The organism is Klebsiella sp. HMSC16A12, from assembly GCF_001808265.1.
In the GTDB taxonomy this organism is placed as follows: domain Bacteria; phylum Pseudomonadota; class Gammaproteobacteria; order Enterobacterales; family Enterobacteriaceae; genus Klebsiella; species Klebsiella pneumoniae.
This window is the reverse complement of sequence record NZ_KV792584.1, coordinates 1-13,387: the sequence shown is the minus strand read 5'-3', so window position 1 is coordinate 13,387 and position 13,387 is coordinate 1. Positions and strand designations below refer to the sequence as shown.

Sequence of the window (13,387 nt, the reverse complement as noted above, 5' to 3'; positions counted from 1 at the left end):
TGACGGTTGTATCTAATCCTGGGGGCAGGTCACGCGTACCGGTCACGGCCCACAAATGCTCGTGAAGAAAAAGACCAATCCTAGTTCCTCAGTGATTGGTCGTCTACGTGATCAGTCGGAGATTCGTGGAGTTGAAGTAGCCCTGAAGAGAAGGTCTTTCTTGCAGGATTAATGCCTGGCAATAAACCGTTCTTCCGCTATCCGTAAGGTCGGCTTATTCGACCACATGTCATCAATTGATTCAGAAACTGGTGACTTTCCAGTGATACTCAGACGCGACTTCACTGGCGATTTTTATTTTGTCTTCCGCTGGTTGATGAAGTGCAAAGGCAATTTTGTCGACTAAAGCGCTCATCGTTTGTTTAGATTGTTCCGCAAAATCGGGGTCGACGGCCTGGTCGTCATATCTGAGAACGTATGACCGTGCTGCCACGCCGATTAAGAAATAAACCGCGGCATTTTCCTTATCTGCGTTCATTAACTCGAAGGTCTCGTTGTACAGCCCGCGGAAAGCATCAGTTCCCGTACCTGCTCCAGCAAATCGTTCTTTGATCTCATCAAACGTCATAGTGCCTCCAGTACCTCAATTTCAATCATTTCTACATACCTGTTTACAACGTTTTCTGAAATAGATTCAGAGCACATGTCTTAGCAGATATCCTTTAACAGTTTTCTCAATAGATCGGCCCCCTCTCGTCCCTTATGGGCTTTTCTCCATAATCTGATCATCAGATCTTCATGTTTTTTTACCGCTTCTGGCGCATAGGTTACAGTACCTATGCCATTGTAAACATTTGGCATTTCCCCCAATCTGAAGGGACTTGTTACCATCACGCTGTGCGAGGGGCCTGACAATACCTGAAACGATGAAGACGGCATGGCCTCATCAATGATGCCAATCTGGATATCCAGTGGCTCACTTTCCATCAGATCGGCCAGCTTTATCACTTCATGGCGTGCCGCTTTTACCCGTTGTGAATAGATATCTTCTGGTAAATCAAGTCGCCCTACCATACCTGTGTGAATAAATCGCTCCAGTTCACGTAACCCAACTAAGCTGATGATGTGGGGTTTACGTTGCTCAAAGTAAGTACGGCGTTCAATCAGAATACTAATGATCGCATCAATATTCTTTTCGTCAGCCTCACCATGACTTTTACTGGTTTTGCTCTCTTTTAACATTTTCCTGAGGACGTCGAGATAACTGTCCGACGTCAGCAGCAATGAAACAGGTTCGAAGTGGGCTAAAATTCTGTCGCTCACGCTTTCCAACTGGCGCATTCTTTCAAACAACCCCAGCGCCGTGGGGTAGTATTCCGATTCCACCCCCAACAGTGATGCCAAAGACGTTTCCAGAACCTGAGCCAGTCGATCCAGCGTCTCAATTTTGACAATATCCCCCCGTTCAATACGGTAGATCACCGCCCGGGAAACACCCAACTGTTCCGCAACGTCTTCAGCCTGGAGCGATGCGCCAATCCGGTATGCTTTGAGACGCTCGCCTATCGCAACATAATCAATCGATGAATTCCAGTTATCAGCCATTTTGTTTTAATTCATGTCAGTAGTATCAAAATAGAGAATACAGACCCTTTCAGGAATAACAACTCCCTGCTCGATAAAAGGGTCCACTGACTGGTCAGAATCAGCAAAAATAACCGTCCTCTAACGTCACTGCCTGCAGGAGCATCTTCCCCGCAGAGTGGCGTTTATTCGTTGCCGACCAGACGCCAGTTTAAGGAGACCTCGCCGGGAAATGGGTCTATCTGAACATGCTCAGTCACTACCAGCGGTTCAGGCAGAATCAACGGTTGTCGCGCTAAGGTGACCGTCCCCGTGTTTAACGGCAGTCCGTAAAACCTTGCCCCATATTCACTGACGAAGGCTTGCAGATGTGGCAGTGCACCCGCCGCTTCAAACGCCGTGGCATAACATTCGAGTGCTGATGGAGCATTGAAAATACCGGCACAACCACAAGCGGCTAGTTTGGCCGTACGAGGATGAGGGGCGGAATCCGTGCCGGCAAAAAAACGACGGTCACCAGAGGTTGCGGCCTTCAACAACGACTGACGGTGATACTCTCTTTTCAAGACCGGCAGACAGTAATAGTGGGGCCGAATCCCCCCGTTAAACAGCACATTGCGGTTGAAAAGCAGGTGCTGAGGCGTGATAGTTGCCGCAGTCAGGCCATCCTCTTGCTCTTGTATGTAGCGAACAGCATCCTGGGTGGTAATATGCTCAAGCACTATTTTTAACTGTGGATAATTGCACCGTAGTTCCATCACCGTATCTTCAATAAAAACGCGTTCCCGGTCAAAAATGTCCACGTCCGGGCGAGTGCTCTCACCGTGGATGAGAAGTGGGATCCCCAACGCCTGAAGTATATCGAGACAGCCGCGTATTCTACTAACAGACGTGACACCGTATTCTGCATGGGTCGTCGCCCCTGCGGGATACCATTTCACGGCGGTCAGAATGCCCTTCTGATGCCCGACACGTATGACTTCCGGCAGAGTGTCATCGCAGAGATATAGCGTCATCAAAGGCGTAAAATCATGGCCTTGCGGCACCGCGGCAAGGATGATTTCGCGATAGGCTTCCATTGCAGCCACTGTTGTGACAGGCGGATTCAGGTTAGGCATAACCACCGCACGGGCAAACTGCTTTGTAGTAAAGGGCAGAACAGCCTTTAGTATTTCACCGTCACGTAGATGGAGGTGAAAATCGTCAGGCCGTCGCAACGTCAATAATCCGTTTTTCTCTGCTGATACAGGAGTTTTGTTCATTTCCACTCCTCAAGCGTCTGCTGAATGACTCCGACACCCAGCAGAAAATCGTCCATTTCCATTGCCTCATGCGGATTGTGCGACCCGTTCTGATTCCGGACAAACACCATGCCGCTCGGGATCCCCTGGCGAGCAAAAATTGCGGAGTCATGGCCCGCGCCGCTGGCTAATTCCAGGTGATTGACTGCCAGCGCCTCACAGCTATGTTTGAGGGCGGCAAACACGGAATGGTCTAACGTAGCGGGCTCCGTGAGTACCGGGCTGTCAAACCTGAATGTCACGCCTCGCGCCTCACTCACTTGATGTGCCGTAGCCATAATCTCCTCAGCAAACGCAGTCAGGGTGTAGGAATTAAGACTTCGCGCCTCGAGGCTGAAACTGACATGCCCTGAAATTCGGGTCACCGCATGTTCTTGCACATCGGTCTGAAAGATCCCGGACGTGACAACAAGGTCGTCCCCCGCAGATAACCGTGACTGCCAGCGTGCATCCAGACGCATAATTAAGTCGGAGACGCCGCAGACCGCATCGTGGCGAAGATCGCGAGGAACGGTGCCTGAATGCTGGGCATCCCCAAAACAGTGAATAGTGTTAAAGCGGACATTCCCCCGAATCCCGTTGACCACGGCAAGCGGCAGCGATTTTTCAACCAGTACCGGCCCCTGCTCGATATGTAACTCAAGCCAGGCGAGAATATTTTTTGTCTCAACCAACGGTTGCTGGGCGCAGATAGCCTCGATATCAGCGCCCAGCTTTCCAAGGCTGTTGCCAAGCGTCTCACCACTGATTCGCTGCTGACGTTGTAGATCTTCCGCCGTTAAGCGGCCAAATATCGCACTGGATCCCATATAAGCCCGACCATACCAGGCACTTTCTTCCCCTCGAAAGGCCGCCACTTTAACCGGCACAGGCAGCCGGCGGTTCTCTCGCTGGCTGGCAACCAGAATCAGCAGTCCAGCAATAACGCCCGCAAGACCATCGAAATTTCCCCCCTGAGGGACAGAATCGATGTGAGAGCCGATCCAGACTGCAGGAGTATCCTCATTGACGCCCTTCTGACTGAAAATCAGATTAGCGGCACGATCGATGTGGACGCTCAGCCCTTCTTCTCTGGCGAACCGGCTAAGATAATCTGCTACGGCCGTCTCGCCTGGCCCGTAACTTTGCCGAGTGACGCCCACACCATCGAAGCTCAGCTGGTAAATATCTGAGAATAAATTCGTTGCTAACTGTCGGTAATCAGAAATAAACATTTCAGCTCATTAACCTTTCATTGACGCCCTGGAGGCTCACTGCGCAAATTCATACCAGCGGGAGGCGAGTTGTTCATCAATATTGACCTGACCGATGATGTCGCGGACGCGGCTGATGCGGTGTTCGGTGCAATAATCCTCAATGCCATGAATGATTTTCTGCATTATCCCCGGATCGATAAAAGATGCAGTTCCCACCTGGACTGCCGTGGCGCCAGCCAACATGAATTCAATCGCATCGTCGGCGCAGGCGATCCCCCCGCAGCCAATGACCGGGATCTTCAAAGCGCGATAACACTGATGAACCATGCGCAGTGCGACAGGCTTTATCGCCGGCCCCGATAATCCCCCCATCACATTCCCAAGACGGGGTCTGCGAGTGTGGATATCAATTGCCATAGCTAACATCGTATTCCCCATCACCACCGCGTCGGCTCCTGCAGCTTCTGCGGCCAGCGCGATGTCAACCACGTTACCGGCGTTCGGGGTGAGTTTGGCCCAAAGCGGAAAATCACTTTTCCGTCGGATAGTGCTGATGACGTCAAAGGTTGTGTCTGGAGACATGGCAAAGGCCATTCCGTCTGCTTCGAGGTTGGGGCAGGAGATGTTCACTTCAATTGCCGCAACCGAAGGTAGCGCCATCTCAGCGACTGCGCTGGCAAATGATTCTGAGGTGTCGGCGGAAATAGACACGATCAGCGGTGTGGAAAAGGCCGAATAGGCAGGAATGATCTGCGACCGGTGATATTCAAGCCCCTGACTGGGAATGCCGATCGCATTCATCATGCCACCCCGAGTCTCACAGACACGAGGTACAGGGTTACCCGGGCGTGATATCGGGGAAACGCTCTTCAACACCATTGCACCCAGTTGGTTAAAATCGAGCGCTTCACTGTACTCAATAGCAAAACAGCCGGAAGCAGGCATCACAGGATTTTTGAGCGCCAGTGCGCCGAGGCTCACATTAAGTTCAGGCAAACTCCACCTCCCCGACAACAGAACGAATAGGAAAGACGGGGCCTTCACGGCAGACACGCAGAAATTCAATCCGTCCGTTCTGCTGGATCGGCCTCACGCAAGAGAGACAAACGCCCATTCCACACGCCATGCGTTGTTCAAGCGCGACCTCGCCTCCAGTATCAGGGAACACCTCCAGGATGGACTGAAGCAGGCGAAGTATACGGTGTGAGCCGCAGGTATAAATCATGTCGTGGTGATGCTTGCCAAGAATATCATGCAGTAACTTATCCAGCGCACTCATTGCCGAGGTGCCATCGCTGTCATAAAGGCAATGAACATCAGCATCGATGCCGCGCAGGAACGCATTACGCATCAGGTCTTCCGGCGTTCGTGCCGACATAACAATGGTGAGAACGATACCGGCACGAGCAGCTTGCTGCAGCAAAGGAGCCATAGTGGCAAGGCCCACACCACGTGCAACCACCATAACCCGACGGAATTCAGGCTTTAGAGTGAAGGTATTACCGAGCGGCCCGACAATATCCATCTCACTACCTTCAGGCAACTCAGCCAGCCCTTGTGTCCCCGCCCCTGCGACATTGTACAAAAACTCGATGGTTCCAGGCGCAGGCCCGGTACCGTAAACGCTCATGGGCCTGAGCAGGAAAGGATGTAACGACTTCACATTGGGGCATTTAAGCATATAAAACTGCCCAGGCAGGGTCGCGCTATGGAGATCCACTGCTGCGGAGAGGCGCAAATATTTATAGCGTTTGTTAACCCAGCGATGCTCTGACACCAGGCAGCGATGTGACGCTACCTGGCGGGCATGACGATTGAAACAGCTTGTGTCACCCATTATGAATACCCATCTACGTGGTGAATAGAACGATTGTGAGTATTATATATGACACAAGTATCAAAATAGATACAAGTGTATTTTTTTATACGTCCTCAATGACGGCATCAGGATCTGAAATCGGTTCTTTTCGGCAGTCATCCGAATATAAAATAACGAATAAATTCATACCGTTACTTAAAAACAAAATTCTTAAATCTCTTCGAGACCAGGCATCCTCCCTTTATTTCATCTCATTATTGGCATTAAAATTGCTACACACCAGTATCAAAAACGATATTTATATCATAATTAACCGCAAGTGCACCATGATGAAGCAATTCCTAATTTTGTGTGCACCAAAATGGTCTTAAGGAGCGTAATAGTGGATTCAATGAATAATGTTCGTTCGTCGGAGGGATGCGGAACGGCTTCCTCAGAGGAAATTACCGGTTACAGCTGGAAAGCGCTGCTTGGCTCGGCGATCGGTTATGCAATGGATGGTTTTGACCTGCTGATCCTGGGGTTCATGCTGCATGCTATTTCAGCAGATCTTAACCTGACCCCTACACAATCAGGTTCCCTGGTAACATGGACGCTGATTGGCGCTGTTGCGGGAGGCATTATTTTTGGCGCTCTGAGCGATCGCTATGGCCGCGTCCGCGTTCTGACCTGGACAATTGTGCTATTTGCTACCTTTACCGGATTATGCGCTTTTGCCACCGGTTACTGGGACCTACTGATTTACCGCACCATTGCAGGGATCGGCCTTGGTGGCGAGTTCGGCATCGGGATGGCGCTGGCTGCCGAAGCATGGCCAGCACGTCACCGCTCACGCGTTTCGTCATATGTTGCGTTAGGCTGGCAGGCCGGCGTCCTGCTTGCCGCCGTGCTTACGCCGATGCTCCTGCCGTTTATCGGTTGGCGCGGCATGTTCATTGTGGGTGTAATTCCGGCATTGATTGCCTGGTTTATCCGCCACCGTCTGCATGAGCCTGATGTTTTTGTTAACCAGAGCGCTTTAGAAAAAACCTCCATGCTTGAGTCGTTCCGTTTACTGGTAAAAGACAAGGCAACGACCAAAATTAGCGCAGGGATTGCGATCCTGACCTCAGTCCAGAACCTGGGCTATTACGGGATAATGATCTGGATGCCAGCCTATCTCGCCAAACAGCTGGGTTTTGGTCTGACAAAATCGGCAATGTGGACCACGGTCACTATACTCGGGATGATGGCGGGGATTTGGGTTTTTGGCCAGCTTGCCGACCGTATCGGAAGAAAACCTGCTTTTATTCTTTTCCAGGCCGGTGCTGCGGTATCTATTGTGTTTTATGCACAGCTTACCGATCCTTTAACTATGTTATGGGCCGGCGCTCTTCTGGGGATGTTTGTTAACGGCATGCTTGGCGGATATGGGGCGTTGATTTCTGAAGCATATCCTACCGCTGCCCGTGCAACCGCCCAAAACGTATTATTTAATATTGGCCGAGGTGTTGGTGGATTTGGCCCGGTGCTGATCGGTGCGATTGCCGCAATGTACTCTTTCCATCTGGCGATTGCCCTTCTGGCATCGATTTATGTTATCGATATTATTGCCACGATATTCCTTATCCCTGAGTTGAAAGGTAAGGAACTGGATTAATTAATAAACCTTTATATTTCTGAATAACGATAACGCCCCGTATGATTTATATCATGGAATTACGGGGCCACAGTATTCCACTCACGAAATAGTTATTAACAGAAAAACATCTGCGCTTAGCCATCCTTATGGCGGCATGGTTTTGCAATTAATTAACTGTATGGTTTTCTCAGGATATGACTCAATTTAAAAAACATCATCAGGAGTGATAAATGCGCTATAAAATGATATCGGCAGCTGTATTTTTTTCTATATATATGCAGGGAGCGGTTGCGGATCCTGTTGACAGTAATGCGTGCTCAACAACTAATAGCCAGAGCCTGATTCAGGCTATTGGTTGTGGCAGTATTCACGGCAGCGCCCGACTGTTTTCTTACTCAACCCACAACGCCTATTTCGCACGTGGACTCAATCAGGACTCCACCACTCTTGGCGGATATATCACGTATACCACAGCACCTTTTTATGGTTTTCAGGCTGCCGTGGGAGTAGAAGGACAAACCAACCTGCTGGCAGGCTCGGACTCGGTCGCTGAACTGGCCCATGACAGTGGGGGCGTTGATGAAGCTTACCTCAAATGGCGCCAGGGACTGTTGTCGATCACCGCCGGTAACCAGCATCTTAACTTGCCTTTCCTCGGCGACTATTCCAATGCCCGGGTACTACCTTACCTTTATCGTGCAGTTGACGTGAAGTATGGTAATGACACTGATTTTATCCGCGTGACACGGGTTTTCAGTTATAAAAGTTATGCTGATTCAACATTCACCCGCACATCACGTCTGGCTCAGGACAATACCTTCAGCGGAAAAACTGATGGCCTGATCGCGCTGGGGCTCGCGAAAAAACGCGATCTTGGTCAACGCTACTTCACTTCTCAGCTATGGGGTGAGAAATACGCCGATATTACCAATATTGTCTGGGCTGAAGTGCATTACGTAGCCCCTGATATTCTGTGGAAACCAGATCTGGGGATACAGGGATTTTATGGCAAAAATACCGGTGACAGTGTGCTAGGAAAAATTGAGAACCGCACGCTCGGGATGCAACTGGTCGTTTACCCGCTGAACACTCTCAGTTGGCAGGTGGGCTACGATAAAATATTTCCCGAAGCCGACGCTTACAAGAATGGCGCGTTGGTTACGCCTTATGCCTACAAAACCTCTTCCGACCCTTATTTTGCAAAACCCTATTTCACCAGCACCCCGATGACCGGTGCCGGAAATGCTTTTTCGACGCAACTTACATGGTCTTATTCTGATAAATGGACGCTAGGATCTCGTTATTCCTTTCTGGATGTCAAACCCGCGAAAGATGCCAAAAGCATCAACCAGTCTGAATATCTGCTATTTGCACGTTATAACTTTGGCAATGAGTTGAAGGGGCTGAGTATTTCAGATTACTTCGGCATCCAGACATCGCCATTATATGAGCGCGAGTTTATTCAAAATAGAGTGCAATTAGCATATGATTTTTGATTAATAATAACTGTAGCATACGTTGCGTTTTTAAGCACATCAAACACCAATAAGCTTCTGGAACTTTTATACACTCAAATTCCAATATTGTATTTTGGAGTACGTATGCCATTAAAATCTGACAGAGCCATTCGGATGTACTGATACAGTATATTTATACACTTGCCATATTTACCATATCTTTTGCCGCCTTCTGGCGGCAATTACACTTTAGTCTGCTTTCTGTAAATATCCCTGGAAAAAGAAACGTTCTCTTTTAGGGACCCTATGACATGTGGAATAGATTACCCATAAAGCTAGCTTCCGCTCTTCGCTCAAAGCAGCCCCAACGCCACGCCCCACCCGCCCCCTGTCAGAAGCGGACGTTGCTAAAATCAGTCTGCGTTCATTAAGGGTAATAAGTGCAGCATCAGAAGAAAAAACAACCAAGGTAAGATGAATGAGAGAACAAACAGGAGGATTATGGACAAGCAAAAGAAATCGGACGGTTTTCTTGCAGCCAGTCATTGCATCGCTTTAAAGGAAAAAGGGGCTACCGGCGAACGGTAACCCCTTCATAAAGGCGCTTCAGGCATGTCAGACCAACGCAGCCCTGAAAAGGTGTCAACAACGGGTAAAAAGTGATCCACTTACCGCCACCACCAACGGTTTAATATTGATCCACCTTGTTTACTCAGGATTAGCTTCAGCGATAACCCCGGCCTTTCGTTTCTGCTTCAGTCGATAGCTTTCCCCTTTTATTTGCACGACGTGTGAGTGATGTAAGATCCGGTCCAGCATCGCCGATGTCAGCGCTGCATCACAGGCGAACGTCTGATCCCACTGCCCGAACGGCAGGTTGGAGGTCAGGATCATCGCGCTCTTCTCGTAACGTTTGGCGATGACCTGGAAGAACAGCTTGGCTTCCTCCTGACTGAACGGCAGATAACCTATTTCATCGATGATAAGCAGCTTCGGGGCCATGACACCACGATTGAGAGTCGTTTTGTAACGGCCCTGACGCTGTGAAGTGGACAGCTGTAGCAGCAGGTCCGCTGCTGTTGTGAAGCGAACCTTGATGCCCGCCCGTACTGCTTCGTAGCCCATGGCTATCGCCAGATGCGTTTTTCCCACGCCCGATGGCCCCAGCAACACGATGTTTTCGTTACGCTCTATGAAGCTCAGGGATCGCAGCGACTGGATTTGCTTCTGAGGAGCGCCGGTGGCGAAGGTGAAGTCGTACTCCTCGAACGTCTTTACCGCCGGGTAGGCTGCCATCCGCGTGTACATCGCCTGTTTACGCTGATGCCGGGCCAGTTTCTCCTCATGTAACAGGTGCTCCAGGAAGTCCATGTAGCTCCATTCCTGATCCACCGCCTGTTGCGACAGCGCCGGCGCTGCGCCGATAAGACTGTCCAGCTGGAGCTGTTCGGCAAGCACCATCAGCCGTTGATGTTGCAGTTCGACCATCATGCGGCTCCTCTGCAGAACGTGTCATAGATGGAGAGCGGATGATGCAACGGCTGCCTGTCGAAGGTCATCAGGCTTTCATCAACCTGCACGTCATACTGTTTTTTCTCCGGTGGCAGTGCCAGCATGGATTGCTGTTCCTCCACCCAGCGATCGCAGGGGCGGGTCTGGATAGTTTCATGCTTACGTTGATTGGCCACATCGTACAGCCAGCGCAGGCCGTAACGGTTTGCGGTTTCAACATCGACGGTGATCCCCATCGGACGCAGGCGTGTCATTAACGGGATATAGAAGCTGTTGCGGGCGTACTGCACCATCCTCTCCACCTTGCCTTTAGTCTGCGCCCTGAAGGGACGGCACAGGCGGGGAGAAAAGCCCATCTCTTTGCCGAACTGCCACAGGGAAGGATGGAACCGGTGCTGCCCGGTCTGGTAAGCATCACGCTGCAGCACCACCGTTTTCATATTGTCGTACAGGACTTCCTGCGGTACACCGCCGAAGAAGCTGAACGCATTGCGGTGACAGGCTTCCAGCGTGTCGTAGCGCATGTTGTCGGTGAACTCGATGTAAAGCATTCTGCTGTATCCCAGAACAGCGACGAACACATGCAGGGGTGACTTGCCGTTTCGCATGGTCCCCCAGTCAACCTGCATCTGCCGTCCGGGCTCGGTTTCGAAGCGAACGACCGGTTCTGCCTGTGCTGGCAGGGTCTGTTTACGGATGAACTCTCTCAGGATAGTAAGCCCTCCACGATAGCCCAGCTCCATGATTTCCCTGGCAATAACGGTCGCCGGGATTTTGTAGGGATGCGCATCGCTGATCCGCTTAGAGATGTAATCACGGTATTCATCGAGCAGTGATGATGGTGCCGGGCGTGGTGAATACTGCGGCTTTTCAGATTTGGCTTTCAGGTGGCTGCGGACAGTATTGCGCGAAATACCCAGCTCCCTGGCAATGGCCCGGATACTCATTCCCCGCTTGTGCAGGACTTTAATTTCCATACGAATCTCAAAAGTGATCATAAGCTCCCCTGTATTCAGAGGAGCAGATTAACCCCTGGATCAATTTTCAACCGCTGGGGTGGATCAGTTTTGCACCGTTGGTAACATCTGGGGGTAACGCAGCATTAACTCTAATGCCAGCTCGGCATCCTGCGGATCATCTTTAGCGCCGCTGGGCGAGAAGGCTTGCCGATAACGAGCCAGGGACAATGCGTGGACGGGGAAAACGGTGATAAAGGGGTATTTTTGAAGAGCATATACCACGGGGCCCTTCTTCAGTTCGAGAGCTATTGCGATTCTACCTTTTACTTTCTGGTGTAACTCAGTAAGCCAGGCATCAAGCGCTTCTGCTGTATGTTCAATCACATCGAATACGCGTTCACCGTTTTTAAACTGAACACAGACATCGTGTTTTTTATCAGCCCAGTCCAGACCAACGTGCGCAGCAAATTGATTAGTCACAGTCATCACCAACTCCTTTTTATCGGGGATTGGTATGCATTCCACGCTCTTCGAAAGAAATATAGCCAGCAGTTTATCTGCATGCCCTGAGTATTCGTTAGCGAACGTGGAGCACCTACTGGCTCGAAAGAAAAGCGGCGATCATCACATGATTCTCGCTCAATATTCGTAACCAGTAAGCGCATACCCTGAATCACTTCAAAGTGTAATTCTCAGGGTACGAATGACTATATTTCGCTCACAGCGGACATCGATCTTCGCGCCGGTCCGCTCAGTGCCAGCAGCTGACATTGCTGGCATCATAATATGTTAATCATCGGGTAGCAGGTCAAAGTGAGCGGAGAATACGCGATGATCAAGTTTGCCGCTCAGGCAGACGCGATTGATGAAGACAAAGTGGTGCTGGAAAGCCTCGGCGCCATCAAACGCGCAGGGGCGGATCTGATTTTCAGCTATTTCGCCCTCGATCTTGCCGAACGCGGCACCCTCTGAAACTGTAACCCTCTCCGCCCGGAGAGGGCTTTTTTTCCTCTTACAGAATGTTGTCGCCCGGTGGCGGCAAATAGCGGTTTATCGCAACCACCGACGGACGAGTGAGGATAAACGCCAGGCCAATAGACGCCAGTAAATCCACCGGCCAATGCATACCTAAAAACAGGCGGCTAACCAGTACGCCGGCAGCCCATGCGGTGAGGATAAACGCAGCAAGAAAGCGTTTTCGCGGCCACAGCACGCCAACGCCCAGCAGCGCCCAGGCCGCGGCAAAAATCGAATGCCCCGACGGGAACGACCAGGTGCTCTCCTTCGCCCAGTGATCTTGCTGCCAGCTAGGGATCGCGTGGTTATCATGCAGCGTATTCAGCACGGTCATACCTCGCTTCGCCGGTTCTTCACTGTAAAATTGCGCAACCGCCTGCGGTTGATCATGGTTCAGCCACATCACATAGGGACGTGGTTCCTGTACCACTCGTTTCAACACGCTAACCGCCACCTGTCCCAACGCAATCGGTGCCATAATCAGCAATGCGCATTTCCACCGATGCGCTTTACCCGGTTTCAGTACCCACAGTAACGCAGCCAACAGCACGACGGCAGTGAACACCCCAACGGGGTTGCTCACCGTCTGTGTGAGTAAGTAGAAAAAACCGAGTTGTGGCGATTGTGATTCCGCCTGCCAGTGCCAACCGGTTAGCCAGGCCACCACCGGCACAGCTATCAGCACAGGCAGGCAAAATCCTAACCCGGTAGCTATCTTTGGACGTTTTTTCATTCCGTGAATAACACCTCAGTGTGGGAATCCTGTTGCGACTGCGCTTTTCTCTGTGTGGAAAGTAGCTTTGCAGAGTCCGTATCACCGGTCGATTTTTCATTTAAATCGAAGGGATAGTTTTCATGGATTTTATTCGGGTTAGGGTGCCAGGCAGCGGGTGAAAGCACCCAGGTTTCCCCAACTTTATTCACTCTGGCTTCCGCGGCGGTTTGCCCGAGGCTTTGTTGAATAAATCAGATTTCGGGTAA

General features: G+C 50.7%; 11 protein-coding genes and 2 pseudogenes. 3 read left to right on the top strand and 10 right to left on the bottom strand.

Going from position 1 to position 13,387, the window contains the following annotated elements:
* Positions 1-241: 241 nt before the first annotated feature.
* The 6 genes from HMPREF3140_RS09580 to HMPREF3140_RS09555 form a co-directional block, all read right to left on the bottom strand.
* Positions 242-568 (bottom strand): hypothetical protein, encoded by a 327-nt coding sequence (locus HMPREF3140_RS09580; protein ID WP_032435793.1) that lies wholly within the window; start codon positions 566-568, stop codon positions 242-244.
* 80 nt (positions 569-648) lie between these two features.
* Complete coding sequence (locus tag HMPREF3140_RS09575) at positions 649-1,545, bottom strand: helix-turn-helix domain-containing protein (RefSeq protein ID WP_004118106.1); 897 nt, start codon at positions 1,543-1,545, stop codon at positions 649-651.
* A gap of 164 nt (positions 1,546-1,709) precedes the next feature.
* Positions 1,710-2,786 (bottom strand): dihydroorotase, encoded by a 1,077-nt coding sequence (gene pyrC / locus HMPREF3140_RS09570; RefSeq protein ID WP_016151338.1) that lies wholly within the window; start codon positions 2,784-2,786, stop codon positions 1,710-1,712.
* Positions 2,783-4,039: a Zn-dependent hydrolase gene (locus HMPREF3140_RS09565; RefSeq protein ID WP_004118110.1), complete on the bottom strand. Its 1,257-nt coding sequence runs from the start codon at positions 4,037-4,039 to the stop codon at positions 2,783-2,785. The genes pyrC and HMPREF3140_RS09565 overlap by 4 nt, the downstream gene beginning before the upstream one ends.
* Before the next feature lie 36 nt (positions 4,040-4,075).
* Entirely contained in the window at positions 4,076-5,017 is a 942-nt protein-coding gene (locus HMPREF3140_RS09560) for a dihydroorotate dehydrogenase (RefSeq protein ID WP_004118113.1), read from the bottom strand.
* Positions 5,010-5,858, bottom strand: a complete 849-nt coding sequence (locus tag HMPREF3140_RS09555; protein WP_016151336.1) for an iron-sulfur cluster-binding protein — start codon at positions 5,856-5,858, stop codon at positions 5,010-5,012. Before HMPREF3140_RS09555 ends, HMPREF3140_RS09560 begins: the two co-directional genes overlap by 8 nt.
* 364 nt (positions 5,859-6,222) lie before the next feature.
* Here HMPREF3140_RS09555 and HMPREF3140_RS09550 point away from each other — a divergent pair, with 364 nt between their 5' ends.
* Both HMPREF3140_RS09550 and HMPREF3140_RS09545 read left to right on the top strand, forming a co-directional pair.
* A complete protein-coding gene (locus HMPREF3140_RS09550; protein ID WP_097404624.1) occupies positions 6,223-7,479 on the top strand; it encodes an MFS transporter in 1,257 nt (418 codons plus the stop codon).
* Positions 7,480-7,691: 212 nt separating this feature from the next.
* Positions 7,692-8,957 carry a hypothetical protein gene (locus HMPREF3140_RS09545; protein ID WP_004118118.1) on the top strand — a complete coding sequence of 422 codons (1,266 nt, stop codon included), beginning with the start codon at positions 7,692-7,694 and terminating at the stop codon, positions 8,955-8,957.
* Positions 8,958-9,626: 669 nt separating this feature from the next.
* Here the strand turns inward: HMPREF3140_RS09545 and istB are convergent.
* The 3 genes and pseudogenes from istB to HMPREF3140_RS09530 all read right to left on the bottom strand — a co-directional run.
* Entirely contained in the window at positions 9,627-10,409 is a 783-nt protein-coding gene (istB, locus tag HMPREF3140_RS09540; RefSeq protein ID WP_070552953.1) for an IS21-like element ISSen3 family helper ATPase IstB, read from the bottom strand.
* Positions 10,406-11,428, bottom strand: coding sequence for an IS21-like element ISSen3 family transposase (gene istA / locus HMPREF3140_RS09535; protein WP_000627495.1), 1,023 nt, complete (start codon positions 11,426-11,428; stop codon positions 10,406-10,408). The genes istB and istA overlap by 4 nt, the downstream gene beginning before the upstream one ends.
* A gap of 69 nt (positions 11,429-11,497) precedes the next feature.
* Positions 11,498-11,875: pseudogene (locus tag HMPREF3140_RS09530) on the bottom strand (IS110 family transposase); the annotation flags it as partial.
* A gap of 324 nt (positions 11,876-12,199) precedes the next feature.
* Between HMPREF3140_RS09530 and HMPREF3140_RS27200 the strand changes: the two are divergent.
* A pseudogene (locus tag HMPREF3140_RS27200) lies at positions 12,200-12,361 on the top strand (porphobilinogen synthase); the annotation flags it as partial.
* 40 nt (positions 12,362-12,401) lie between these two features.
* Here the strand turns inward: HMPREF3140_RS27200 and HMPREF3140_RS27195 are convergent.
* Complete coding sequence (locus tag HMPREF3140_RS27195; RefSeq protein WP_077270450.1) at positions 12,402-13,139, bottom strand: phosphatase PAP2 family protein; 738 nt, start codon at positions 13,137-13,139, stop codon at positions 12,402-12,404.
* Between the last annotated feature and the right edge of the window lie 248 nt (positions 13,140-13,387).

Excerpts from the sequence above, each read along its gene's own strand:
- pyrC (WP_016151338.1), bottom strand. The coding sequence starts at position 2,786 with ATGAACAAAACTCCTGTATCAGCAGAGAAAAACGGATTATTGACGTTG.
- HMPREF3140_RS09545 (WP_004118118.1), top strand. The coding sequence starts at position 7,692 with ATGCGCTATAAAATGATATCGGCAGCTGTATTTTTTTCTATATATATG.
- istA (WP_000627495.1), bottom strand. The coding sequence starts at position 11,428 with ATGATCACTTTTGAGATTCGTATGGAAATTAAAGTCCTGCACAAGCGG.
- HMPREF3140_RS09580 (WP_032435793.1), bottom strand. The coding sequence starts at position 568 with ATGACGTTTGATGAGATCAAAGAACGATTTGCTGGAGCAGGTACGGGA.
- HMPREF3140_RS09575 (WP_004118106.1), bottom strand. The coding sequence starts at position 1,545 with ATGGCTGATAACTGGAATTCATCGATTGATTATGTTGCGATAGGCGAG.
- HMPREF3140_RS09555 (WP_016151336.1), bottom strand. The coding sequence starts at position 5,858 with ATGGGTGACACAAGCTGTTTCAATCGTCATGCCCGCCAGGTAGCGTCA.
- istB (WP_070552953.1), bottom strand. The coding sequence starts at position 10,409 with ATGATGGTCGAACTGCAACATCAACGGCTGATGGTGCTTGCCGAACAG.
- HMPREF3140_RS27195 (WP_077270450.1), bottom strand. The coding sequence starts at position 13,139 with ATGAAAAAACGTCCAAAGATAGCTACCGGGTTAGGATTTTGCCTGCCT.
- HMPREF3140_RS09565 (WP_004118110.1), bottom strand. The coding sequence starts at position 4,039 with ATGTTTATTTCTGATTACCGACAGTTAGCAACGAATTTATTCTCAGAT.